Annotated in this window: 24 protein-coding genes; 6 read left to right on the top strand and 18 right to left on the bottom strand. The window is 48.9% G+C overall.

The window, feature by feature from the left end; all coding sequences use genetic code 11:
- The first annotated feature begins 29 nt into the window (after positions 1-29).
- From miaB to AC4FIC_RS10075, 4 genes are all read left to right on the top strand, one after another.
- Positions 30-1,391 (top strand): tRNA (N6-isopentenyl adenosine(37)-C2)-methylthiotransferase MiaB, encoded by a 1,362-nt coding sequence (miaB, locus tag AC4FIC_RS10060; RefSeq protein ID WP_100257783.1) that lies wholly within the window; start codon positions 30-32, stop codon positions 1,389-1,391.
- 171 nt (positions 1,392-1,562) lie between these two features.
- On the top strand, positions 1,563-2,570 hold the full coding sequence (locus tag AC4FIC_RS10065; protein ID WP_227003675.1) for a PhoH family protein: 1,008 nt from the start codon (positions 1,563-1,565) through the stop codon (positions 2,568-2,570).
- Positions 2,567-3,040, top strand: coding sequence for an rRNA maturation RNase YbeY (gene ybeY, locus AC4FIC_RS10070; RefSeq protein WP_227003676.1), 474 nt, complete (start codon positions 2,567-2,569; stop codon positions 3,038-3,040). The genes AC4FIC_RS10065 and ybeY overlap by 4 nt, the downstream gene beginning before the upstream one ends.
- 13 nt (positions 3,041-3,053) lie before the next feature.
- Complete coding sequence (locus AC4FIC_RS10075; RefSeq protein ID WP_273285685.1) at positions 3,054-3,914, top strand: CorC family transporter; 861 nt, start codon at positions 3,054-3,056, stop codon at positions 3,912-3,914.
- A 33-nt stretch (positions 3,915-3,947) separates the two neighbouring features.
- Here the strand turns inward: AC4FIC_RS10075 and AC4FIC_RS10080 are convergent, their stop codons facing one another.
- From AC4FIC_RS10080 to rplU, 7 genes are all read right to left on the bottom strand, one after another.
- Positions 3,948-6,542 (bottom strand): efflux RND transporter permease subunit, encoded by a 2,595-nt coding sequence (locus AC4FIC_RS10080; RefSeq protein WP_476194974.1) that lies wholly within the window; start codon positions 6,540-6,542, stop codon positions 3,948-3,950.
- Between the two features lie 74 nt (positions 6,543-6,616).
- Positions 6,617-7,102 carry a methyltransferase family protein gene (locus tag AC4FIC_RS10085; protein ID WP_100257789.1) on the bottom strand — a complete coding sequence of 162 codons (486 nt, stop codon included), beginning with the start codon at positions 7,100-7,102 and terminating at the stop codon, positions 6,617-6,619.
- 82 nt (positions 7,103-7,184) lie between these two features.
- Positions 7,185-7,766 carry a DNA-3-methyladenine glycosylase I gene (locus AC4FIC_RS10090; protein WP_100257790.1) on the bottom strand — a complete coding sequence of 194 codons (582 nt, stop codon included), beginning with the start codon at positions 7,764-7,766 and terminating at the stop codon, positions 7,185-7,187.
- A 1-nt stretch (position 7,767) separates the two neighbouring features.
- On the bottom strand, positions 7,768-8,898 hold the full coding sequence (gene proB / locus AC4FIC_RS10095) for a glutamate 5-kinase (protein WP_227003678.1): 1,131 nt from the start codon (positions 8,896-8,898) through the stop codon (positions 7,768-7,770).
- Positions 8,899-9,005: 107 nt separating this feature from the next.
- Positions 9,006-10,223 (bottom strand): Obg family GTPase CgtA, encoded by a 1,218-nt coding sequence (gene cgtA, locus AC4FIC_RS10100; RefSeq protein WP_100257791.1) that lies wholly within the window; start codon positions 10,221-10,223, stop codon positions 9,006-9,008.
- A gap of 208 nt (positions 10,224-10,431) precedes the next feature.
- Positions 10,432-10,686, bottom strand: a complete 255-nt coding sequence (gene rpmA, locus AC4FIC_RS10105; protein WP_100257792.1) for a 50S ribosomal protein L27 — start codon at positions 10,684-10,686, stop codon at positions 10,432-10,434.
- A gap of 12 nt (positions 10,687-10,698) precedes the next feature.
- The gene (gene rplU / locus AC4FIC_RS10110) at positions 10,699-11,010 is read right to left on the bottom strand and encodes a 50S ribosomal protein L21 (RefSeq protein WP_100257793.1); all 312 of its coding nucleotides are present in this window, start codon (positions 11,008-11,010) and stop codon (positions 10,699-10,701) included.
- A 228-nt stretch (positions 11,011-11,238) separates the two neighbouring features.
- Between rplU and AC4FIC_RS10115 the strand changes: the two genes are divergently transcribed.
- A complete protein-coding gene (locus tag AC4FIC_RS10115) occupies positions 11,239-12,207 on the top strand; it encodes a polyprenyl synthetase family protein (RefSeq protein WP_100257794.1) in 969 nt (322 codons plus the stop codon).
- Between the two features lie 37 nt (positions 12,208-12,244).
- Here the strand turns inward: AC4FIC_RS10115 and AC4FIC_RS10120 are convergent, their stop codons facing one another.
- From AC4FIC_RS10120 to AC4FIC_RS10170, 11 genes are all read right to left on the bottom strand, one after another.
- Positions 12,245-12,895: a flagellar brake protein gene (locus AC4FIC_RS10120; protein WP_287438425.1), complete on the bottom strand. Its 651-nt coding sequence runs from the start codon at positions 12,893-12,895 to the stop codon at positions 12,245-12,247.
- 99 nt (positions 12,896-12,994) lie between these two features.
- Positions 12,995-13,891 (bottom strand): SDR family oxidoreductase, encoded by an 897-nt coding sequence (locus AC4FIC_RS10125; protein WP_476194975.1) that lies wholly within the window; start codon positions 13,889-13,891, stop codon positions 12,995-12,997.
- Between the two features lie 597 nt (positions 13,892-14,488).
- Positions 14,489-14,683 carry a phytanoyl-CoA dioxygenase family protein gene (locus AC4FIC_RS10130; protein WP_100257797.1) on the bottom strand — a complete coding sequence of 65 codons (195 nt, stop codon included), beginning with the start codon at positions 14,681-14,683 and terminating at the stop codon, positions 14,489-14,491.
- 292 nt (positions 14,684-14,975) lie between these two features.
- Positions 14,976-16,049 (bottom strand): ABC transporter ATP-binding protein, encoded by a 1,074-nt coding sequence (locus AC4FIC_RS10135; RefSeq protein ID WP_100257798.1) that lies wholly within the window; start codon positions 16,047-16,049, stop codon positions 14,976-14,978.
- Entirely contained in the window at positions 16,050-17,045 is a 996-nt protein-coding gene (locus AC4FIC_RS10140; protein ID WP_100257799.1) for an ABC transporter ATP-binding protein, read from the bottom strand.
- Between the two features lie 4 nt (positions 17,046-17,049).
- Positions 17,050-17,973 (bottom strand): ABC transporter permease, encoded by a 924-nt coding sequence (locus tag AC4FIC_RS10145; protein ID WP_100257800.1) that lies wholly within the window; start codon positions 17,971-17,973, stop codon positions 17,050-17,052.
- 12 nt (positions 17,974-17,985) lie between these two features.
- Positions 17,986-18,945 carry an ABC transporter permease gene (locus AC4FIC_RS10150; RefSeq protein ID WP_100257801.1) on the bottom strand — a complete coding sequence of 320 codons (960 nt, stop codon included), beginning with the start codon at positions 18,943-18,945 and terminating at the stop codon, positions 17,986-17,988.
- 115 nt (positions 18,946-19,060) lie between these two features.
- Positions 19,061-20,674: an ABC transporter substrate-binding protein gene (locus AC4FIC_RS10155; protein WP_100257802.1), complete on the bottom strand. Its 1,614-nt coding sequence runs from the start codon at positions 20,672-20,674 to the stop codon at positions 19,061-19,063.
- 273 nt (positions 20,675-20,947) lie between these two features.
- Complete coding sequence (locus tag AC4FIC_RS10160) at positions 20,948-21,829, bottom strand: N-acetylneuraminate lyase (RefSeq protein WP_100257803.1); 882 nt, start codon at positions 21,827-21,829, stop codon at positions 20,948-20,950.
- Between the two features lie 175 nt (positions 21,830-22,004).
- Positions 22,005-22,880: an ROK family protein gene (locus AC4FIC_RS10165; RefSeq protein ID WP_476194552.1), complete on the bottom strand. Its 876-nt coding sequence runs from the start codon at positions 22,878-22,880 to the stop codon at positions 22,005-22,007.
- Positions 22,881-22,888: 8 nt separating this feature from the next.
- Positions 22,889-23,611 (bottom strand): N-acetylmannosamine-6-phosphate 2-epimerase, encoded by a 723-nt coding sequence (locus AC4FIC_RS10170; RefSeq protein WP_476194977.1) that lies wholly within the window; start codon positions 23,609-23,611, stop codon positions 22,889-22,891.
- Between the two features lie 192 nt (positions 23,612-23,803).
- On the opposite strand from AC4FIC_RS10170, the gene AC4FIC_RS10175 reads away from it, so the two are divergent.
- Positions 23,804-24,655: a MurR/RpiR family transcriptional regulator gene (locus tag AC4FIC_RS10175; protein WP_476194978.1), complete on the top strand. Its 852-nt coding sequence runs from the start codon at positions 23,804-23,806 to the stop codon at positions 24,653-24,655.
- Positions 24,656-24,690: the final 35 nt, after the last annotated feature.

Below are 24,690 nucleotides of genomic sequence, written 5' to 3' on the forward strand. Positions count from 1 at the left end.
GCCTAGAAAAACCACCTTTTTGAGACCCAATGACCCAGAAACTGTTTATTAAGACCCACGGTTGTCAGATGAATGAATACGATTCATCCCGCATGGCAGATTTGCTCGGCGACAGCCATGGCTATGAATTGACTCAGGATGAAAACGAGGCGGATGTGATTCTGCTCAACACCTGTTCCATTCGCGAGAGAGCCCAAGAAAAGGTCTTTCATCAGCTGGGTCGTTGGAAAAAACTAAAGGATAAAAAACCCGGTTTGAAAATTGGTGTTGGCGGCTGCGTGGCCTCACAGGAAGGGGATAATATTGCCAAACGAGCGCCCCATGTCGACCTGATTTTCGGTCCCCAAACCTTGCATCGCTTACCGGGCATGATCGACGCCAGCGATGCGGCCGCCAAACTGAGCAAAAATAATATTGCCCTAGTCGACATTACCTTCCCAGAAATCGAGAAATTCGACCACCTGCCGGCTCCCACAAGTGACGGGGTAAGCGCTTTTGTTTCTATCATGGAAGGCTGTTCAAAATACTGCACCTTCTGTGTTGTCCCCTATACTCGTGGTGAAGAAGTTAGCCGGCCGTTTGATGACGTGATTGCTGAGGTCGCTCACCTGGCCAGCCAAGGCGTGCGTGAAATTAACTTCCTGGGACAGAACGTCAATGCCTATCAGGGTATGCGTCATGACCAGCAGGAAGCCGATCTGGCCGATGTGATTGCCCTAGCGGCTCAGATTGATGGCATCGATCGGGTCCGTTTCACCACCAGTCACCCGGTCGAATTCAGTGACAGCCTAATCAATGCCTATACCCAGGTGCCAGAACTGGTCAGTCATCTGCATTTACCGGTGCAAAGCGGCTCGGACACCATATTGGCCGCCATGAAACGCGGCCATGTGGTTGAGGCCTATGTCGACAAGATGGAACGCATCCGCGCCAATCGGCCCGACATAAGCTTTTCATCCGACTTCATCATCGGCTTTCCCGGTGAGACCGACGCCGATTTTGCCGATACCATGAATTTGATTCAACGCATCGGCTTCGACCATTCCTTCAGCTTCATCTACAGCTCTCGCCCCGGCACACCCGCTGCAGAGCTACCCGATGACACCTCCACGGAGGTCAAGAAAGAGCGGTTACAGATACTGCAGCAACGCATCAGCCAACAGGCCGCCGCGATCGGCCGGCGCATGGTCGGCACGACCCAGATCATCCTGGTCACCGGTCGGTCCGATCGGAACCCTGAAGACCTCTATGGCCGCACCGAGAACAATCGCAACACCTATTTTGTGTGTGACGATTCAAGCGTGATTGGCAAGTTCGTCCAGGTCCGTATTACCGAAGCCTTCGCCAACAGTTTGCGCGGCGAAGTAATGCACGTCGATCTGGCCTATTGAAACTCGGTCTTAACCGGATCGTCTAGGTGGTCAGCACTCGCTAGAGTCTGGCCACGGTTTGTTCGCGGCAAGGTCGAAATGGTGTGGCAGATCAGCGCACGCCTTAAAGACTTTTTGACATGTGCGATCCGATGGGTATGCTTGAGCAAAAGTCATGAGGATTACAGCAATTTGAACACCCCACCCCCTGAAGGCAAGCCATTGGTGGCTTTATCAGAACGTCTATTCACGCTGGAACCCGACAATCCACAACGACTCGCAACCCTCTGTGGTCTGGCTAATAACAACCTAAACCAAATCGCCAGCCGGCTCGACATTGGTCTGTCCAATCGGGGAAATCGATTTCAGCTTACTGGCGATCCCGAACAGTTGATTGCGGCGGAAAACATTCTCAAACGCCTGTATCGCGAGACTAAGGGTGGCAAAGATCTGTCCCCCGATGCGATCCATCTGTTTCTGCAACCGTCCGAAGTTGACGCCAACCGCACTCGAACCGGCGCCAACAAGCTGCATGATGACAAGCTCTATCTAGTACACACCCCAAAATTGGTGGTGCGCCCGCGAGGCACTAATCAGAAGCTCTATGTCCACAACGTGCTCAATCACGATATCAACTTTGGTATTGGTCCGGCTGGCACCGGAAAAACCTATCTGGCGGTCGCTTGCGCCGTGCAGGCTCTATTGAAAGATGAGGTACGGCGAATCTTACTGGTCCGACCGGCGGTAGAGGCCGGTGAAAAGCTGGGTTTTTTACCGGGCGATCTTAGTCAGAAGATCGACCCCTATTTACGACCGCTTTACGACGCCCTCTATGATATGCTCGGCTTCGAAAAGGTCGCTCGGATGATTGAACATAATGTGATCGAGGTCGCGCCCTTGGCGTACATGCGTGGACGCACCCTGAGCCACTCCTATATTATTCTGGACGAAAGCCAAAACACCACCCGAGAACAGATGAAGATGTTTTTAACCCGTATTGGCTTTGGCTCCACCGCCATCATTACCGGCGACCCTACCCAGACGGACCTGCAAAAGGGTCAACCGTCCGGCCTAAAGCATGCTTTAGAGGTGCTCGAAGCGGTACCCGGCATTAGCTTTACCCATTTCCACTCCAGCGATGTTGTGCGCCATCCATTGGTGCAACGCATAGTTGAAGCCTACGAAGCCAAGGGGCAATGATGAATCTGACCCTCGATTTGCAACAAGCCAGCCAACAACCCAACCTGCCCTCCGAGGCGCAAGTGACCGGTTGGTTGGAAGCGGCCTTGGCCGGTCGACTGGACTCGGCCGAGATCAGCGTGCGTATCGTAGAGGAGGCTGAGAGCCAGGAATTGAACGGGCAGTACCGTGGCAAAGATAGCCCAACAAATGTGCTGTCCTTCCCGTTTGAACTGCCACCGGGCGTGCCGGCCGAAGAAATGAACTTCTTGCTCGGCGACCTGGTAATCTGTGCTGCCGTGGTCGCGAGTGAGGCGGCACAACAGAACAAGGATTTATATCATCACTGGGCCCATATGTTGATTCATGGGGCCTTGCATTTGCTCGGTTTCGACCACATTGAGTCGGTTGAAGCGGAACAAATGGAGCAGATGGAACGCGACATACTGGCGGGCCTGGACATTTCCGATCCATATAAGGGTGAATTTTGAGGATTAACGAGCAATGAGCGACGACCGACCGACGAGTAGGAACCCCGGTAAAAAATCATTTTTTGAACGTTTAGGAGATGCTTTTACCGGGGAGCCTAAAGACAGTGATGAACTGCTCGCTATTGTCCACGCAGCACACAAAAATGACATCCTGGATGATGATTCCTTACGCATCATTCAGGGAGCCATGAATGTATCGGACTTGCATGTCCGCGATATCATGATCCCCCGTTCGCAGATGGTCAGTCTTGAACTCGACGAGACCATCAAGCAATGGACCTCTAAAATCGTTTCCTCCGGTCACTCCCGCTTTCCGGTCTTTGGCGAAAATCCGGATGAAATTATCGGCGTTTTGCTGGCCAAGGACATGTTGTCGTTGAGTCTGAAAAACGATTTCAGCGAATCCGATATGCAAAAACAGATGAAAGGCATAATTCGCTCGGTGACCTTTGTGCCGGAAAGTAAGAGAGTCAATGTCCTATTGCGCGACTTCCGCTCAAATCGCAACCATATGGCAATCGTCGTCGATGAGTATCGGGGCATCGCCGGCCTGGTTACCATTGAAGATGTGCTCGAAGAAATAGTCGGTGAAATTGAAGACGAACATGATGATGAGGCGGTTACCAACATCACGCCCAATGGCGCGGGTGCCTTTATTGTCCAAGCACTGACCCCGATCGAGTCCTTCAATGAACACTTTAACACCGAGTTCAGTAATGAAGAGTTTGATACCATCGGCGGCATCGTAATGCATGAGTTTGGCTGCGTCCCGAAACGGGACGACACTATTGACCTAGGGGATCTCAAGCTTAGGGTCACCACCGCCGACAACCGGCGCGTGCGGGCCTTTGAGGTCAGCCCGCGCATCGACTAGCAAAACAAGCCTCCTCTGGAGGCTTTTTTTTGGCTATTTAACCACCGAGAAGGGCTTGAAGATAACGATCAGCTTGGGCAATAGGGTTAGCGCACCGAGCAGTGCAACCCCCATGGCAAAGGCCGTCAACAGACCAAAATAGATGGTCGGCTTGAAGTTCGACAAGGCCAAAATGGAGAAACCCATGATGATGGTCACCGAGGTATAGAAGATCGCTTTGCCAATCGAATTATGGCTGCGTTTCAGGGCCTCGACATAATTGCCATCGTGAGCAAACTCAGCCTTAAAGCGCACTATATAGTGAATCGTATTATCGACCGCAATACCAATGGTAATGCTAGCGATAGTAATGGTCATAATATCCAGCGGGATGCCCAGCCAACCCATCATGCCGAGCACCAACATGGCGGCTAACAGATTCGGCACCATCGCAATCAGCGCGAGCTTCAAACTGCGAAACAGAATCAAAAACATCAACATAATGCCGAAAAAGACCCCACCCAAGGTGAGAATTTGGGACTGAAACAAACTCTGCAACATATTATTGTAGAGCACCATCATCCCGGTTAGCCTCACTTCACCAGGAGCAAAACCAAGCAATTCAACCGCATCGCGTTCAATTTGCTTGAGCAGCATGTCGCGCTGAAGGCCCTCACGCGAATCCAGGATGCGAACACTCAAACGGGCTTGATTGTCGGCCACCGAGACATAGGGATCGACCACAATAGCGCGAAACTCTTGCGGCACAACGGTGTAGAGTAACGCCAATTGGATATTGGTCAGCGGCACGCCATCGTTGAATTCTTCAGCGATCTCCATCATGGTCGCCAGCGACAGTACCTTGCCGGTTTGTGGCAGTTCATCCAAATAGCGATGAAGCTTTTTGATGCGCTCAACCTTATCGGTGGTGTACCAATATTTATCGGGATCGTCGATGCCAACAAAATCGTCCTCAAATGACCCGATGCCGTCCCCGTCCATGGTCAAAAAGTCCTCGTCGACAAATTCATCGCTAAAGTCATCGCTGAAGTCATCGACGGTTTCTGCCGGTAGATCGGTATCCGCACTATTCGGGGCCATCTCTGGCGAAGCTACCGACACTGCGGGCGGAATGGTCTGGTCGCCAAAGGCGACGATCACCTCGAGCGGCGTGGTTCCACCCAAACGCTGATCGATGACCGTCATGCCCTGATAGATTTCGGTTTCCTCATCAAAGTAATCGATAAAGCTGTTCTCGACGATCAGACGCGAGATACCGATCAGGGTAAAGCCGGCAATGGCAACGCCGAGTAAAATAATTAAGCGGCCGTTACGCAAGGTAAAGTTCGCTAACATAAGCGGAACCGGTCCACCGCCTTCGACTTCTCCGGATTGGCGATGCTTACCAATTAACATCAACAGGGCGGGAAACAGCACAAAGGTCATCACAAAGGCGACCAAGATGCCCACCGTCATCATCCAACCAAAGTTTATCACTGGTCGAATACCACTGCTGATCAGCGATAAGAAGGCCACTGCGGTGGTCAAGGCCATGTACACGCACGGAATGGCAATGAGCCGCACCGTGGTCACCACCAGCTGGCGCTGATCCCAGGCAGGATTACGACGCAATAATTCACGATAACGAACGATCATATGAATGTTCATCGACAGGGTAAGGATCAACAGCAAAGAAATAAAGTTACTCGAAATCACCGTGACCGGCCAACGCCACCAACCAAGCAGTCCGAGCATGGCCAAGACCACTGCACTGGCGCAAACCAGCGGCAAGACCACCCAGCGCAGCTGGCGAAAGATAACCGCCAGCGTTAACACGATCAGCAGAAACACACCGGAACCGAACAGAATTAGGTCATTTTTTACAAAACGCACTATGTCGTCGGCGATCATCGGCACACCGCCCAGATGCAGTTCACCCTGCCCGCGATAGGTCGCGATAATGCCCCGGATCGTTTCAATGTCCTGATGCAGAAAGTCAGCCACATTGCGGTTGTGTTGGAAAATCAATTGATCGATCAGCGCCAGTTGTTTGGCCGCGCCATTTTTGGGCAGGTTGGCAACCTGCTGGCGCAGCTCGGTGCGCACGCTCAGCAAGTCTGCCTTGGCCTGATCAATGGGAAAGTTAATCTGCAGGGCAGTGGTATTGGCGTCCAGATTGAGTAATAAGTTCACGTAGAGCGGGCTATTGGCCAACTCTGTTTTGGCCAAAGCAACATCAACCTCAGGCGTTTCCAAGGTCTTAATGTTGGCCACGAGTTGCGCCATTGGCACCGGCGGATTGGCCAGTAGCGGCACATCCATCACCGTGACTACTGAAGCAACACGCGGCAGTTCGCGCAATTCATTGCGCAAGGCCGTTAAGGCACCGAGGGACTCAGCACCGAACAGGGGACCATTCGGAGTAAAGGTCAGAACTAGAAACTCTTGCGAGCCATAACGTTCCGACACCTCGCGAAAATACTCCAATGAGCTGTCATTTTCCAGCAGCAGGCTTTCGGCGGACGCATCGAGTGCAAAGTGGCGTGTCTGGTAACCTAAAATAAGTAACACGCAAACAACCCAGAAAAGTAACCAATGCGACTTTTCTGCTATTTGCCGTTCGTAAAACTGTTGACCTTTGAGCAACATAAACTGCGTCCTGTCTACTAATAACCAGCACAGCAGTTTACATGATAAAGCGAAAAGGTGGGATATTGGCCCTATTATTCGGGTAATTTGCGTCGATTGAAAATCCAGCGCGGAACCAATTGGCAATATTGTTGATAGCGACTGCCAAAACGTGCCTGAAGCTCGCTTTCTTCAACCTGAATATAGGCTTTGTACAAAAACAGGGGAAACAGGATGACCACGATCCACGGGCTCAAACTGCCAACCCATAGGGCGATACCGGCGATAATCAACACTAAACCCAGATAACTTGGATTGCGGGTAAAGCGATAGACGCCACTGGTGACCAGTATCAAGGTATCGGGTGCCGTGCCCAGCGGGAGTTGAGTCATACCCTTGAGGCGAAACTCGCGGTCGGCAAGGAGATTTAAGAGCGAGCCCAAGGCAATAGGGATCAATCCAATATAGTTAAAGGGGTAATGCAATAGGATCGCAAGGGGTTTAATAAAGTGCGCACTGAACACGCCCAACATCATCAAAAGCCCCAAAGCCGGTGGCAATATTGGCGGCCGTTCGTTCATAAGCTGTGCCCTGTAAAGAATGTCGCCAGTGTAAGGTGCTTAGAGCCAAATTTCAGCGGTCAAAAGTCACAATTGATCGCCCTTATCTCGCTCGCTTGGTTAGGCTTTGGTAACAATGACAGGATGGCTGATGGTCATTGACCATTCCCACCGCCTGCATAAAGGCATAGCAGATGGTCGGTCCGACAAAACTGAAACCGCTCTTTTTAAGGGCTTTGGACATGGCTCGACTTTGCGCTGTTTCGGTCGGCACCTCAGCCTGGGTCAGCCAAGCGTTGGTTACGGTTTGGCCACCGACGAAGGACCAGATGTAAGTCGAAAAATCCGTTCCACCTTGCTCAATGGCCAAATAAGCTGCGGCATTGTTAATGATCGAGCGAATCTTTAATCGATTGCGCACGATACCAGCATTGTGCATCTGCGCAGCTGCCTCGGCGTCGGTCATAGCCGCCACGCGCAGCGGATCGAAAGCAAAAAACGCCGCATCATAGTTGGCCTCCTTGCGCAGGATGGTAATCCAACTCAGGCCCGCCTGCTGACCGTCGAGGCAAAGCTTTTTAAACAGCTCTCGACTGTCGCGTTCCGGTCGGCCCCAAACGGTATCGTGATAATGTTGGTAGAGTGGATCAACACCACACCAGGCACAACGTTGCACTGCGTCCATCTTAGAGCACCACCAGGTTGTCGCGATGGATCAATTCAGGCTCATTGATAAAGCCCAACAGACTTTTTATCTGCTGCGTCGACTGACCCACAATTTTGGCGGCATCCTGGGCATCGTAATTAACCAAGCCACGAGCAAGGGTAAGCCCCTGCTCGCTCTTAACCGCGACGCATTCACCGCGCTGAAAGCTACCCTTAACCGAGACCACTCCCACAGCCAACAGGCTCTTACCCTGATTGAGCAGGGCGCGCGCCGCACCAGAATCGATAACCAGCTCGCCCTTCATCTGTAAGTGGCCGGCCAGCCATTGCTTACGTGCGACTAGGGGCGCCAAATCGGGTTCCAAATAGGTGCCGACAGACTCTCCCGCGCGCAACCGGGTGAGCACTCGATCAATGCGACCACCGGCGATCACCGTCACGGCACCAGAGCGCGCCGCCAGCTGGGCTGCCCGAATCTTGGTCGCCATACCGCCACGACCCAACTTACCGCCGCTGCCGGCGACTGCCACTAGGGCCGGATCGGTCGCTTGGGCATGACGAATAAGCGTTGCGTGTGGATTTTGGCGCGGATCGGCGTCGAACAACCCGTCCTGATCGGTGAGCAGAATAAGGGCATCCGCCTCGACCAAGTTGGCGACCAATGCGCCCAGGGTGTCGTTGTCGCCAACCTTGATTTCATCCGTAGTGACCGTATCGTTTTCGTTGACGATTGGGATCACCGCCATCGCTAATAGAGCACGCAAGGTATTGCGGGCATTTAGATAACGCTTGCGATCGGATAAGTCATCGTGGGTGAGCAAAATCTGTGCGGTATGCAACCCATAGGGTTGGAAGAGGTCTTCATAGGTTTGTACCAGCTTGGTTTGACCGACAGCCGCAGCCGCCTGCAGCAGTTCCATCGAGCCGGGCCGTTCGGTCCAGCCGAGTCGACTCATGCCAGCGGCTACGGCGCCAGAGGACACCAGAACCACCTCGATGCCGGCTAGTTTAAGCTCGGCGATCTGGGCGGCCCATTGTTCAATGCGCAGCAGGTCTAAGCCCTTGCCATCGTTAGTTAGCAGGGCAGAGCCGATCTTGACCACCCACCGGGTCCCGCGTGTCAGCGGCGTTGGTACCAAGGCTGTTTTCAATTCAGTTTCCTGTTCCAGTTAGGGTCCGCCGTCGACTTGGGCCGTTGTCCTGTGGTTCAGCCGCAGTGCAACGGCCCAGAGGGCAACCGATAGAGCACCTCGATTACCTAGAGTTCGTAGACGACCTCAACATCGTAGTCGTCTTCATCGAAATCGTCGTCATCATCACTCTCAACGCTGACACCCGCTTTAGCAGCAGCGCGCTTGGCTCGGTGACGAGCCGTCAGCAGCTCGATGCGCTCACGCGCTTCGGCTTCGACCTGAGCGCGTTTTTCGTCATCGACTTTGGCCAATTCCGGATTTTCGATCAGATGCAGTTGTCGATTTTCCAACCAGGTCATCAAATCTTGAGCCAATTTCTCAGTACCAACCTTCGACATGGCTGAAATAACGTAGAGCGGACCCGTCCAGGCTAATGCGTCGACCACTGAGTCGATCAACGCCTGACGTTGGTCTTCCGGCACTAGGTCAATCTTATTGAGAATCAGCCAGCGCTCCCGTTCGATCAGGGTGGGCGAAAAAGCAGCCAGCTCATTGGCTATCACCAACGCATTATCCGCTGGTGTTGATTCGTCAAACGGAAACATATCCACTATGTGCAGCAGCACCCGTGTGCGCACCAGGTGCTTCAAAAAGCGAATACCCAAACCCGCACCATCCGAGGCGCCCGCGATCAGGCCCGGAATATCGGCCATCACGAACGAACGCATCTCATCGACACGCACGACGCCCAAATTGGGAATCATGGTGGTAAAGGGGTAGTCGGCGACCTTAGGCTTGGCCGAGCTCACAGCCCGAATCAGGGTGGATTTACCAGCATTGGGCAGGCCTAACAGACCGACGTCTGCCAAGACCTTGAGCTCAAACTTGATATTACGACTTTCGCCTTCCTTGCCCGGGGTGGTTTGACGCGGCGCGCGGTTGGTACTGGAGCGAAAGCGCGTATTGCCGAGGCCACGAGCGCCACCTTCGGCGACCTTAAATTGCTGACCGTCTTCTTTAAGGTCAACCAATACTTCGTCGGTATCGACATCGATTACCGTCGTACCCACCGGCACCACCAGAAACATTTCTTTGCCGCCACGCCCGGTCATATCGGCGCCCATGCCCTGCTGGCCTTTTTCAGCCCGGTAACGGCGCACAAAGCGATAGTCCACTAGGGTGTTGACGTTGACGTCGGCCTTGACCCAAACGCTGCCGCCGAAGCCGCCATCACCCCCATCGGGGCCGCCTTTGGCGATAAATTTCTCGCGCCGAAAACTCAGGCAACCCTTGCCACCATGGCCGGCTTCGACCGCAATTGTGGCTTCATCTACAAACTTCATCTTTTAATACTCATTAAATGTTAGGTAAGCTTGAACCGAACAGGCCTTAACATCTTAAGTTCTATGCGCCGGTCCGAGCAAACAAAATACAGCGTATATTCAACACCAAAATATCAACTAGCAGCACGTTTCACTGTTGGATACACCCTGCTTTAAACGCAAAAAGCCCCGCAACACGGCGAGGCTTTTTAGGAGTTAAGTGCGTAGATTACGCTACGATGTTAACAAACTTGCGGTTGTTTCCACCCTTAACAACAAATTCAACTTTGCCGTCGGTTTTTGCAAACAATGTATGGTCTTTACCCATACCTACGTTCAAACCTGCGTGGAAACGAGTGCCACGTTGACGAATGATGATAGAGCCCGATGATACAGCCTCGCCACCGAAAGCTTTAACGCCGAGACGCTTGCTTTCCGAGTCGCGACCGTTACGAGTACTACCACCAGCTTTTTTATGAGCCATAATTTATCTCCGTTATGCCTGGATACCAGTAATTTTAACTTCAGTGAACCATTGACGGTGGCCCATTTGCTTCATGTGGTGCTTACGACGCTTGAACTTCATGATCTTCACTTTCTTGTGACGACCTTGCGCAATAATTTCTGCTGTAACAACAGCGCCGGCAACAACAGGTGCGCCGATGTTGATCTTATCGCCATCTGCAACCAGCAGAATTCGTTCAAAACTGATGGTGACACCAGTTTCAGCTTCAATTTTTTCCAGCTTGAGGGTTTGCCCTTCGCTGACACGGTATTGCTTACCGCCAGACACAATTACAGCGTACATAAATTACTCCAATAAAGTTAACCAACCAATCCTGAAAACCATTACTACCTGTTTCTAAAGGCGACGCCTACGCTGTGGCACCCTATAACAGGGAATGTTGCTATCCGATCGGGCGGCAAATAATACGGATTTAGCCCACTCGATGCAAGTCGTTTGTTAACGTTCTTGACAGGCTGCAATCAGCTCCCTAGCATCCCCACCCAATAGCAGCTGCAGAACTATCCTTAGATGGACCAAAAAGCCGTATTTCAGACTATCGCCGACGATTTCGACGCGGTCAACAAGACTATTCACCAGCAACTCGCCTCAGGCGTGCCGATGGTTGAAAAAATAGCCGAACACATCATATCCAGTGGCGGGAAGCGCATGCGCCCCACCCTGGTGCTGCTAACAGCTGGCCTAACCGGCGGCGTTACCAGCAAGCACCATGAATTGGCCACCGTGATCGAGTTTTTGCATACCGCGACTCTGCTACACGACGACGTCGTCGACGTTTCCGACATGCGCCGCGGCCGGCCCACGGCCAATGCCAACTGGGGCAACGCGCCCAGTGTGTTGGTTGGTGACTTTTTGTATGCTCGCTCCTTCGAACTTTTGGTCAAGATTGGTAACCTATCGGTCATGGAACGTCTGGCTAACACGACTCGCCAGATAGCCGAGGGCGAAGTGATGCAGCTAATGAACGTGAAGAACCCTGACACCACAGAACAGCAGTATATGAGTGTAATCACGGGTAAAACCGCGATACTTTTTCAGGCATCGGCAGAGACTTCAGCCATCCTGTCCGGTTGTACTCCTGAACAGACCAAGGCCTTGGCGCAATATGGCCTAAACTTGGGTCTGGCGTTTCAATTGATCGATGACGTTTTGGACTATTCAGGCGACTCGGCCACCTTGGGCAAAAACGTTGGTGATGATCTGGCCGAGGGTAAGCCGACCCTGCCATTGATTCATGCGATGGCGATGGGCACCGACGCCGAGGTCAAGCTGATCCGTCGCGCCATTCGCAAAGGCGCGCTCGAGCAACTACCCGACATATTGCAAATTTTGCAACGCACCAAGGCCCTGGCCTATGTCGAAGCCAAGGCGATTGAGCACGCTGAGCGCGCCATTGCCAGCCTGGCAGACTTTCCGACCGGCGATTACCAACGCGCCCTAGCCGCCCTAGCAGCCATGGCCGTCCAGCGCAGCACCTAGGTTTGGGCAAATGCCCCGTCCGTCGGCATGGGCGCCGTCAATCGGTGTCGTCTTGCTTGATTATTTGACAGTTGACAAAGGCCTGCAAGGCCAGAAAATCCAGGTCCGATAACACCGTAAACTCGATGCCGTAGGCAGCGGTGGTATTGGCCAATTCAAATTTACCCACTTCGGCCACGATCAGCGCCTCAATCGAAATCAATCTCGAGACATGGCCGACTAGAACCTTGCCTCTGACCAGAATCGGTGTACCGACTCCTCCGACGGGATCAACAGACTCCAAACGAGCACCGGAGGTCGACAGATCGACAATGGCGCCGTGCGCACCCTCGCCACTGTTTTTGGTCTGATTAATAATCACTACCGGTAAATTCACCGTAACCCGTTCAGATTTGCGCACCGTACCGACCTCTACCTCACTGGGCCAACCCAGATGCATATAATGCATCGGTGTTGTACAGAGGTGCACCACCTGGCTGCGAAAGGCACAGACAACCTTGTGAGACAAAAATCGGCACACCACCGCCTGGCTCTTACGCAACAACAATGGCCGCTTATCGCCCAGCATTGGAGTATTGACCAATACCGTGCGCCCAGGCACGAGGCCAATCAGGGTGCCCTTGTAGCGCTGTTGCCCCTCCCCACCGGTAACCTCCAAATTAATGCTGAGACCGGCTGTTAAACGCATTTTAGATAGATCATGGGTGGGCATAGTTGGGCTAAAACCTTAGGTTATCACCTAGAAGCATAGCCAAGAATTGAGAACTGTTTGGCAAATCTGACGAACCTAGCTGGGACTGGGATAAAGACTCTTCAGCACATCGTGAATACCTCGGCGCCAAGGCCGCTGCTTGATACCAAAGGTTGAGAGGATTTTCTTACAGGCCAGTTCAGAGTTTTCCGGTTCCGCAATGGTATTCACCATGGTGACCGTTTCACCCTCCTCTACGGTCTCAACCTGAACTTCGGTCATCGACTTAACGGCGGTAATCGCCGCCTTAGCAAAGGTAAAGAGACTGCAGGCGTCACTATCACCGTAGTGGTAAGTGCCCCATAGGGCTGGCTCCTGGGCGTTGCAGTCAAGCTGCTCGGCCATAGCCAGCAGGACCTTGGCCAAGGCATGGGCATCGGTCGGATTGCCGCGCAACTTACCGGTGATGTTCAAGGCCTGCTGGCCAATAGCGGCATCGACCAATTGGGTCAGGAAGTTTGTCCCGTATTCGCTGAACAGCCAACCCGGTCGCACTAGGATCGACTGTGGGCACAGCTCGGCCGTGCGTTGCTCGATCGCCCAGTACTGTTGCCCCAAGGGCGAAATTGGGTCCGGCACATCCAACTCCGAATAAGCACGGGCCAGCTTGCCGGAAAAGACCCGAGCACTGGACAACTGAAACAGACCGCGCTGATGTTGGGCGCAACGGGTTGCAATGGTTTCTGCTAACGGCGTCCAGTGATCAATCACCGCCAGACTATGACCGGTCGGTTCTTCGAACAGCAAATTAAACACATAGCGGTGCTCCGTTGTGTCGATCTGTTGCGCCAACAGATCCAGCGAAGCGCACTCCTGGGTCGCTATGCCCTGATACGGCACGCGGCGTTCAGAGAAATATTGGCACAACGCCAAACCCGCCTGGCCATCGGACCCTAAAACGAGAAAGCTGAGCGTGGCAGATATTTCGATCACAATAGATCCTTAAGGAATTCAAGGTCGGAATTATAGGCAGCTTGATCTCAGAACAACACAGTTCATCGTAAATTTGACCCCTAGATTAGGATCTGAACTCATTAGGTGCTCTAGTGAGTCCAGCCGCGCCAGGCTAGCGAGCTGATCGTTGCTACGCTGCCCGGTCACGGAACAGGGCCTAGCTCAGCAGCCCTGGTAATATGCAACCTTCGTTATCGTGAGAGTACAAGCCCCGCACCGTGACGGGGATTGCACCCATACAGAAAAGAACACTAACTGGTCAAGTTGAGAGACAGTGTTTGCTGAATCAAGTTAGGTTTATCTAGGGAACACATCCGGTCCTACTACCGGTCCACCGAAACGGTATCCTATTAGCACCACCGACCGGGCACGAAAGGCTAACCTAGGACGAACAGTGTGCTATATATGAGCTTGAGGAAGTATCCTCTATGTCGGGTGTTTAACCAGTTATTTAACCAAGTCAAAGACTCAATAGCCTTGTAGCTCAAACAGCCCAGCCTTTTGTTCATAGGGCCCGACGACTAATTTTTGGTCATTGTCAGACCAATCATTGATTGCCAACGAAAACCCCAAGATCTATGTGTTGCCATGATCGAGTAGGCCATTTTTATGTAAGCCTGGGATATAACAAATTGCACCATTAAACTCGTCGGCGTGGCTTGATGACAACCACGTGGTCACGGCCGTTTGATGCTTAACCTTGAAATAATTGTCATCTTGATGAGCAGGCATACCCGCTCCGCCTACTGCGACCTCATTGAAACAATGCATGCTTTTTCAGCTCCACAGCCCACCTAACAGCTAGTCGGATAATGACACCAAGGCCTTTGTGAGGAAGCTCGCGATAATAATCGCTCTAATTGTGGATACGTTCTACGTGCTTTAGGGTGACTAAATTTAATTTATCTTTAAAATGGACATCGTAACAGCTATAGCTGATGGCACCGCAGTCTCAATGACCATCTGCGACTAGGCTACTAGGTTCAAACACTCACCTTGATCCAGAAACCCTTCAAACACTACGTAGCCATTATCGTCGAAAAACCTCTTTAGCTCTTGGGATCTATTCGCTTAATAAACACGAAACCATGTGCATACCCTTATCAGAACGGACCGCCTTCAATGTCGGCACTTCAGTTTTACAACGCTCTATTCTTTTATGGCATCTCGGGTGAAAAGGACAACCTGATGGCGGATTTAAGGGGCTGGGGACGTCCCCTTCTAGAATAATCCGATGCGATCTCCGATCTAAGTCAGCGATTGGAATTGCTGACAAAAGAGCCTCAGTATAGGGGTGTAATGTGTGACTGTAGAGATCGTCCGCATTAGCCAGCTCGACAATCTTACCTAAATACATCACTGCAATCCGGTCGCAAATATATTCAGTCACGCTAAGATCATGGGTAATGAAAACGTAAGTTAGGTTACGTTCAGCTCTCAATTTTAGCAACAGTTCTAATACCTGTGCTTGTATTGAGACATCTAATGCACTGACGGCCTCATCACAAACTACAAGTTCGGGATTAACGAGTAACGCTCGCGCAATGCCAATCCTCTGCCGCTGGCCACCCGAGAACTCATGAGGGTAACGGTCCATATCTTCTCGATGTAAATTTACCGATACTAATAAATCGCCAATAACCCTTCGTCGCTCGGCCTTCTTTGAGAAACCATGTGCTTTTAAGGGGTCTTCAAGAGAACCAAAAATAGTGAAGGCTGGATTAAGTGAGGAATGAGGATCTTGAAAAACGATCTGTAAATTCTTCCTAAACGGAATCATTTCGTCGCGACTAAGTTTACAAAGATCAATGGGCAGCTGATTGGTTATTGAGCCTTGATAATAGACCGCGCCACTTGTTGGCTTAATGAGCTGCAGAATCGCTTTTCCCAATGTCGTTTTGCCGCAACCACTTTCACCCACAAGGCCAAGTACCTCACCTTTATAAATATCTAAATCTATGCCGTCTACAGCTTTCACATGCCCCGTTGTTTTTTTGAATACTCCAGTTTTAACCGGAAAAAATAACTTCAGATCACGCAATGCCAATATTTTCTCATTAGGGTCAGCAGGCAATGCTTGATTAGGCTTAGCTTCAACTCCGAGGAGTTGGTTAGAATTATCAGTATGATTGTTCATTTATGAAATGGCCTCCAATTGGGAACACCTGACACTATGAGTTGCGGAAATATAAATTTCATCTGGCATCTCGTCACAGGCCTGAGTAGCATAGTCACATCGCGGTGCAAAACTACACCCCTTAGGTCGGTCATAGGAATCTGGGGTGGATCCTCGAATAGCCTTAATGTTCTGTTGCCGCCCTCGACCTAATATGGGTATTGACGCCAACAAGGCTCGGGTATACGGATGCTTAGGACGACGCAGGACATCCTCAACAGTGCCGGCTTCAACAATATTGCCCATATACATAACGGCTACATTATCGGCCAGTTCCGCTACAACACCCATATCATGAGTGATTAACATAATGGCAGTTTTGTGTTCTTGCTTAAGCTTATCCATTAATGTGAAGATCTGTGCTTGAGTGGTAACATCTAAGGCCGTGGTCGGTTCATCAGCTATTAAGACTTTTGGATTGCAAGACATCGCTATGGCGATCATGACTCGTTGTCGCATACCGCCAGAGAACTGATGTGGAAATTCATTCATCCTCACCTCTGGCATTGGAATACCCATGGTATGCAATAAATCAATTACTTTTAACTTTATCTCTTTGTCGTTTAGGACTGAATGCTGCCTTAGGCTCTCCGCGATTTGATATCCTACTGTAAATACAGGATTCAAAGCTGTCATGGGGTCCTGAAAAATCATGGCTATTTCAGCCCCTCGTATTTTTCTAATTTCCACACCTTTCCGAGGAAGTTGGTCTAAACGCATCGGACCTTTTTCAGAGAAATAGGTAATACCGCCGTCTTCAATTCTAGATAAATCTGGCAAAAGCTGCATAATCGACAAGGCAGTAATGGATTTTCCACAACCACTTTCGCCGACAATACAAAGTGTCTTACCTTTCAAAACATTAAACGAAACACCATTTATGGCCTTATTACATCGGTTGTTGGTATATAGGTATGTTTTTAAATCCCTAACGCTCAAAGCAATATCATCAACCATTGAACTACCCCTGTTGAGTTGGATCGGCGGAGTCGCGTAGACCATCACCAATAAAATTAATACTCATTACAAAAAGGGAAATTACCATTCCTACCGGAAGCCAAAGCCACCAATAATTTTGCAATACCCTTAGATCTTGCGCTACATTCAGGATATTTCCCCAGGTCGGTATGTTGAGAGGGACACCCAGACCGAGAAAACTGAGCCCGGCCTCTGCCAATATAAACATTGCCGTTGTCAGGGTGATATTAACTGCAATAGGCCCCAATGCGTTTGGCAAAATATGTTTATAGCAAATAACAGATGTGGATAACCCGAAGCTTCGTAGAGCTTGAACATATTCCTCTTCTCTGAGCGAAAGAAATTGTGCTCGGGTTAGTCTGTACATTGGTCCCCAGCCGGTTAAGACAAAGATAAAAATAAGATTTAATAAACTTTGCCCCACAATAGAAACCAACAGTAAAACCAATATAATTTGCGGAAAGGCCATCAATATTTCAGACATCCTCAACGCCAATAGATCTACCCACCCTCCCTTATAGCCTGCGTAACTACCGATGCCAACACCTATAAATGCTGCAATTAGTGCACTTCCTAAGCCTACTAATATTGAAACACGACCACCATATAAAACCCTAGAAAACACATCTCGCCCTGTCTTATCCGTGCCAAATAGGTGCTCAGAAGATGGCTCTTGTAGCATACCTCTCAGATCAATTTTTTGTGGATCGTGATCCACTAAAAAAGGGGCAAACACTGAAGATAAGGTGATAATTAAAAATACGACCAAGCCGACCAGAGCCAATTTATTATTAAACATCTTCCGCATCGCTCTATTGCCCTTTCTGGGCTTTAGCTTTCCGGCTTCTTCCATTGCAAGCAAAAGATCAAATTTTCTATTTAGTGCTGATTCGGTTCTATTTATCATAAATTAACTCCGTTAATTCAATCGAATACGCGGATCGATAAGTGCTGTCAACACGTCTATAACTAGGCTTGATATCAAAACAGCAAATACGGACAGCAGAGCTATCATCATCACTAAGGGATAATCTTGACCGCGCACTGCAAAAACAAATTCGTTGCCAATACCTGGCCATTGAAATACTTGTTCAATTATCACTGAACCACCAATCATAATCGGCAATCTGAAGCCGATCAACACAACCACAGGTGTTAAAGCTACTCTAAACCCATGGATGAAATTTATGCGCCATTCAGATAAACCTTTAGCCCGAGCAGTCCGAATAAACTCCCTAGAGAGCGAATCCAGCATTGCTGACCGAGAATAGCGCATAACCCCAGCAGTCATCATCAGCGACATCACTAACCCGGGTAACACTAAGTGAGGGATCCTATCAAAAAACGAATCATAACCCGGCAACAAACGTCCACCAACGGGGAGCCAATGCAGGTGCAGAGCAAAGAGCAAAATAGCCACAAGCCCAAAGAAAAACTCTGGTATTGAAATACCGAGCATACCCGTGACAGATAGGGTGCTATCAGTCCAAGTGCCTTTATTTAGAGCACCAAATATACCCAAGACACAGCCAAATATCGTCGAAAAAACAATAGCAACAAAAGATAGCTCTAACGTAGCAGGCAAGCGATCAAAAACAATTTCAGAAATGGCGACCCCACCTGATAGCGAGTGGCCAAAGTCACCCCGTAATACATGCGATAGCCATATAAAATACCGCTCAATAAAAGGTTTATTTAGACCCAAATTTTCTCGCAGCGCCAAAAGTTGTTCTGGTGAAATTTGATTCGCAATTTCCGGATTAATCATATGGGAAACAGCATCACCTGGAGTAAGTTCTAATCCTAGATATACCAAGAAGCTAATTATTATCAACATGGGGAATACAATTAATAATCGCCGAATAATAAATGTTAGCATTTCGGTTTCCTATGTTTATATTAGTAATAAAAAAAATAGCGTTGACAAATATAATATTTATAAAAAATACAAAAAAGCAACCTGAATTTCTTCAGGTTGCCTGAACTTTATCTAACTATGGTTTTTTTGGATATGAGTTCATCCGCAGCGAACGAGTGTATGGAATATCAGCAGGAACAACTTTCATATTTTCCATTGCCTCAAGAGCCTTGACATCCCCAACCGATTTTGTAAAGCCAAAGTCGAGTCTGCCTGCTGCCGCATTTTTCAAAACGTTCGCGTCATTTTCGCCGCTTGGGAATGAAACGATCTCGCCTATCTTTGCAATTCCACCATGATAGTCGGCAAATGGCGTATATCGAACAAAATCGTTCATCTGAACTTCTTCAATCTTATACGGACCGGAACCCACCGGATTTTGCCAATATGACTGCTGTTGAAATTCCAGTGGATTTACGCTACCCAATAGGTGCATAGGCAATGGAGGGAACTGACTAAAGGTTAACAACATGTTGGGATCTAAGGTTGCGAAATTGAACGTCACCTTACGCCCATCCACAACAATACCCGATACTCCTTTCACACCGCCAGAGGTATAGTCTTGAGCACCCTCAATTGATTCAAACGTTTTAGCGAACACTGCGTTAATGCCAGGAACCTTCATTGCCAATTCGACAGACCCTTTAACATCACTACCTGTCAGGTCAAAACCATCATGCCATTTCAAATCCTTTTTAAGTTCGAATGACACCGACATGCCGTCTTTGCTTACTTTAAAGCTCTTGGCTAACTGACCTTTGGTTGGCACCAGGGAACCATCCGCAGTCAAGAGCCGATCAAAAGTTATTTTTTGCTGGATTGTTATGCCAGGATTTAGCCAAGGATGCTCGAAAAACTGGCTTGGAGCGGTATTGGTATAAGCGACTCTCTTGCCGTCCTTATCAGCTTCAACAGTCCAGTCTAATAGACCCCAATCATAATTGAATTGCTCGTTGCCATAGGATCCACCGTGACGATTTATGCGATCACTTTCATACACAAAAAGCTGCTGATAATACAAAGGAATATCAGTTAGATTCTTGTTTTCATATTTCTCGAAATCAACAAAAGCCTGCTTCTGCTCCTTTACATTGACAGTACCATTTATTCGGCTGATCAATTTGTCGACTTGCGCACTACCGGGCGAATAGGAGTTCTTGCCTGACTGGTAGCCATTATAATATTCCTGTAAAGCTAACGCCGCTTTCGCACCGTATGCCATATCCCACTCAATGGCACTTGTTTCAGAACCTGCAGTAGCCAATTTACCTAATTGGCCACCTACATCACCTTCAAGTTTTCGATAGGTAATCTTAATACCAACATCACCCAGATAGGCCTGCAGCGCTACCATTAGGTCGGCTGTCAATTGATCGCCATAGTAGTAAACTACATCGAGCGTTTGCGTGTCATCCCAGCCGGCATCTTTTAATAACGCACGCGCCTTGTCTGGATTATACCCATAATTATCAAGGCCAGGCGCTTTCCAAGCCCCATTAGGAATCATCGAGTCGGCCGCAATGGCCTTCCCTTCTAGCAAAGTGTCAGCAATAGTCTCCATGTCAATTGCATAGGCAATGGCCTGCCGTACACGAACATCAGACAATTGGTTCACCTTTTCCGCAAAAGCAAAAGAAGATGATACCTGTATAGCTGCAATTAGTGCTGCTATTCCGAATATTTTTTTCATTACTTCACCTATAATTGTTATTATAATACAACCCATCTGATTTACAAGACGGCCTGAGACCATCTAAAAATACAGACACCTTTCCCGTAAGATAGACCCAGCCTGGGTTTGGCAATGGAACCATCACTACATTCTCATTAACTTTTTTCTTTTTTCTTTTTTCTTTGTTAAATCAAAACAGTCGATTTAAAAATTCGACACGCACCCGGAATGTAAAAATAAATCACATCACGACTAAATATAAATATCAAGAAGTTGAGGTATTAGTTAATCTCATAAAGCTGAACTAATAAAATCATCAACTAATCTTTTCTGCATAGAATCCAACATCCTAAAAGGCGCCCTAACCGTATCTGTCGCAATGATGCCTTTCTGTTGCAATATGTATTTCAACCCTGGAATTACACCAACAAGAACCAATAAATCGATTAGCCTATTCGCGGATTTCTGTACAGACTTCGCCCTACCCACATCGCCACTACAAATTAATTTTTGAATTTCTTTATATTTACTTCCAATAACATTATAAGTACTACCAATACCACCCTGAGCTCCAGCCATCTGCCCAGGAAGGAATATTTCATCAAACCCATTAAAAACTATCTTTCCCGGATTTCTGTTGGCGATTTTTTCCAGCTGGTACAGATCAATAGATGTTTGCTTTATCCCTATGACGTTTTCCAAGTTAAGTAATTCTTCAATTTGCATATCACTCAGTGCAACACCTGTCAGAACGGGTATGTTATATACAATCATGGGCAGTCCGTCTGCCGCATCCACTATCGCTCGATAGTGGTCAAGTAAAGCATCAAAACTAAAACCGTAATAGAACGGCGTAACTGCAGAGACGGCATGATAGCCTGCACCTTTGGCCGCATTAGCCAGCTCACAGCAATCCTTAGTTCGGATAGAACCTACGTGAGCGATCAGATTTAACTTCCCTAAACTTGATTCAGCTACCGACTCCAAACAATCTCTTCTTTCGGCCTGACTTTGCAAAAAGGCCTCGCCCGTAGAACCACCCACATAAACCCCCGTTAAGTCTTGGTCTATTGCATTAACAACTAACGACTGCAGGCTTTTAAAATCTATGTTTTCCTTCTGGTCAAACGGGGTAAGCAGCGCTGCATATTCTCCAGCAAAATTTTTAGTCATATAAACCTCCGAATTACATTAAAAAATTATATATAAATATTCCATTTATTCTATTCACGTTACCAAAAAAATATTTTGTGAATTGCATATCTGAATTTTGTGTCACCTAACCTCAGCCCCAGAACTACCGAGCATAACCCTCAGATTAGATTAACAATGCTACACCTTATTCTGCTTAACCAGCCTCATCCTTATTACTTAATTGTGCAACTCCGACCAGACCCGAATCGGAACCTAAGGCAGCTGTTGTGATCTCAGCTCGAAATACCGTCGGATTTTTAAGCATATAAAACCTCACTCGCTCGCGAAATAAATCAAGTAATCCAACCCCACCGCCCAGCACTGCACGGTCTATGCCCATTGTTGCATTCATGTTGACAATCAGATCCGATATCGCATGGGCAGCTTGGTCGATTACCCGCGCACATTCGCTGTGGGTGTAGTATCGAGCAAAGACCTCAATAGTGCTGAGTGTTTCGCCACAAGCAACCGTTGCTCGATGAGCAATCGCGGTTCCCGAGGCAATGGTTTCAATACAGTTCGTACGACCACAGGAACAATGGTATACACCCAGTCCGGGCAAGGAATGCTGACAGTGCCCAGCATGGGAAGCCAAGCCATTCGCACTGCTCACAAGCCTATCGTTTACAATTAAACCCGAGCCTACTCCCGTGGAAATCGTTAGATATAGGATGCTGTGCACCAGCGGACCATCGCTGGTTTGCATGCATTGGAATTCACCCCAAGCTGCAGCCGCTGCATCATTAACCACGAATACGGGCTGGCTAAATAATTTTGTTAATTCATCGGTAATAGGCAAGGCGTTCCAGAACGAAATCATCTCCGTATTAAGTGGCTGTAAAACGCCCTCGACTATTCGACCCGTCGTGGCCACTGCAACTCGATCAAATTGCCAAGTTCCGATCAACTCCCTTAACGCTCGCGCAAACATGGCCCAATTCGGCGATTGGGTTGATATACTCCTTTTTTCGACAATTTTTAAGTTGGGGCCTATTAAGGCCGCCGAAGTCTTGGTTCCACCAATATCCAATGCAAGTATCACCTGCTTGCCCCCCCAACTGGGTAATCAACATTTGCCAATGATGTAACATACCAACTAGAAATTCTTTCGATTCGAGTTATGGCTGAACCGACTGTCACAGCGAAGGCGCCAGCGTGCAACGCGGCTGCCGCTAATTCAGGTGAATTATATCGGCCTTCCGCAATCACCTCACATCCGGCCAATTTCAGCTGGGTCACCAAGCCTATGTCTGGCAAGTCTGGCGCCACCCCTGAGGTATAACCCGAAAGCGTACTGCCAATGTAGTCGCACCCTAACTGATAGGCGTTTAAACCGTCTTCAAAGCTGGAGGCATCAGCCATTGCCAAGCAACCATGCTGATGTATTCGCTCAATAAGCTGTTTCACGGGCACTGGGCGCTTGCGGTTAGTGGCATCAAATGCAATAACCTGTGCGCCAGCTCTAGCTAAGGAATCAACATCTGCCAACAAGGGCGTTATAATTACCGGACTGTCGGTCAAGTCGCGCTTAATAATGCCTACGATGGGCACACTCACTGCACTAAAAACTGCTGCCACATTAGCAGCGCCTTCAATTCGCAGACCGTGACAGCCTCCCTCCACCGCCGCTCTAGCCATAGCAGTTATGATAACTATCGAATCCATTGGGCCACCCAAGACGGGCTGACATGACACTATGAGACCGCGATCAAGTCGCTGGCGGACATTGGTACTTATATCTAGGTCGCTCATAAGAAACATTAACCTTATATGAAGCTAATAATCATAACAATAATGAAAGCTGAAATATTTCACCATAAACTAACACCAGTGAAATAATATTTCAATACGCCATGATGAAATATTTCATACACCATGCCTTTCATGAAGGAATATTTGCTAGTGGAAGTTTGATTTAGTAAAGTGCCTACCATTGGATCCCACTTGAGATATATGATGAAAACTCAACCTAAGGTTTTGGCGCAGCTTCTTTCCAACACTAATGGACTCTCCCCCGCCCTAGAACGCATTGGCAGTTATGTTAAAAAAGAACCAGATAAAGTGATTTTTCAAACAATTACAGAATTGAGTGAGAATGCCAAATCAAGTGAAGCAAGTGTTATTCGGTTTTGTCGAGACATTGGCTTTAACAGCTTTGCAGATTTTAAGATGTCTCTTGCTATTGAGTTGAATAGTAAGGGTTCTCTCAATGCACGGAAGAACAACGGCACCAATAATACTTTCGAAACCCCCTTCGACACTGCCAATGATGCCATGCAGGCCCTGGCAACAACTGCCGAACTCATAGACAGCCTGCTCATAAAGCAGTGTGCGGACTGGATAGATAAGGCCGAATCAGTCGATATTTATGGTGTCGGCGCATCGTCTATTATCGCCAACTACGCTGAATATCGAATGATAAGACTGGGAATTACATCGCGGGCATACAGCGATATGCACTTAGGTTTAATGAGTGCGGTAAAGCGAAAGCAGAACGACGTGGTTATTTGCATTTCAAGCAGCGGCTCAACTGTCGATATCGTCAAAGCGGCCAAACTCGCACAAGAACAGGGTGCAAAAGTTATTGCGATTTCCAATACCAAAAAAAGCCCGTTAGCAAAGGACGCCGACTGTCTATTAGTCGCCAGTTCACCTGAATCCCCCCTAACAGCGGGGAAGCTGGCGTCCAAAGTAGGGCAGTTGCTATTAATAGATCTTGTCATGACCAATATCTACAATAGAAATGCAAAATACCAGCTATCTCAACAAGAAACCGCCGATGCGATCAGCGGCTTGCTTTTTTAGGTCCGCCAAGCTACGCCCAATAATATTCGCGGCGC

The organism is Reinekea sp. (assembly GCF_982785585.1).

Coding starts and splice junctions, on each gene's coding strand:
- miaB (WP_100257783.1), top strand. CDS start 30: ATGACCCAGAAACTGTTTATTAAGACCCACGGTTGTCAGATGAATGAA.
- ybeY (WP_227003676.1), top strand. CDS start 2,567: ATGATGAATCTGACCCTCGATTTGCAACAAGCCAGCCAACAACCCAAC.
- AC4FIC_RS10075 (WP_273285685.1), top strand. CDS start 3,054: ATGAGCGACGACCGACCGACGAGTAGGAACCCCGGTAAAAAATCATTT.
- AC4FIC_RS10080 (WP_476194974.1), bottom strand. CDS start 6,542: ATGTTGCTCAAAGGTCAACAGTTTTACGAACGGCAAATAGCAGAAAAG.
- AC4FIC_RS10085 (WP_100257789.1), bottom strand. CDS start 7,102: ATGAACGAACGGCCGCCAATATTGCCACCGGCTTTGGGGCTTTTGATG.
- AC4FIC_RS10090 (WP_100257790.1), bottom strand. CDS start 7,766: ATGGACGCAGTGCAACGTTGTGCCTGGTGTGGTGTTGATCCACTCTAC.
- cgtA (WP_100257791.1), bottom strand. CDS start 10,223: ATGAAGTTTGTAGATGAAGCCACAATTGCGGTCGAAGCCGGCCATGGT.
- rpmA (WP_100257792.1), bottom strand. CDS start 10,686: ATGGCTCATAAAAAAGCTGGTGGTAGTACTCGTAACGGTCGCGACTCG.
- rplU (WP_100257793.1), bottom strand. CDS start 11,010: ATGTACGCTGTAATTGTGTCTGGCGGTAAGCAATACCGTGTCAGCGAA.
- AC4FIC_RS10115 (WP_100257794.1), top strand. CDS start 11,239: ATGGACCAAAAAGCCGTATTTCAGACTATCGCCGACGATTTCGACGCG.
- AC4FIC_RS10120 (WP_287438425.1), bottom strand. CDS start 12,895: ATGCGTTTAACAGCCGGTCTCAGCATTAATTTGGAGGTTACCGGTGGG.
- AC4FIC_RS10130 (WP_100257797.1), bottom strand. CDS start 14,683: ATGCATTGTTTCAATGAGGTCGCAGTAGGCGGAGCGGGTATGCCTGCT.
- AC4FIC_RS10135 (WP_100257798.1), bottom strand. CDS start 16,049: ATGAACAATCATACTGATAATTCTAACCAACTCCTCGGAGTTGAAGCT.
- AC4FIC_RS10140 (WP_100257799.1), bottom strand. CDS start 17,045: ATGGTTGATGATATTGCTTTGAGCGTTAGGGATTTAAAAACATACCTA.
- AC4FIC_RS10145 (WP_100257800.1), bottom strand. CDS start 17,973: ATGATAAATAGAACCGAATCAGCACTAAATAGAAAATTTGATCTTTTG.
- AC4FIC_RS10150 (WP_100257801.1), bottom strand. CDS start 18,945: ATGCTAACATTTATTATTCGGCGATTATTAATTGTATTCCCCATGTTG.
- AC4FIC_RS10155 (WP_100257802.1), bottom strand. CDS start 20,674: ATGAAAAAAATATTCGGAATAGCAGCACTAATTGCAGCTATACAGGTA.
- AC4FIC_RS10160 (WP_100257803.1), bottom strand. CDS start 21,829: ATGACTAAAAATTTTGCTGGAGAATATGCAGCGCTGCTTACCCCGTTT.
- AC4FIC_RS10170 (WP_476194977.1), bottom strand. CDS start 23,611: ATGTTTCTTATGAGCGACCTAGATATAAGTACCAATGTCCGCCAGCGA.
- AC4FIC_RS10175 (WP_476194978.1), top strand. CDS start 23,804: ATGATGAAAACTCAACCTAAGGTTTTGGCGCAGCTTCTTTCCAACACT.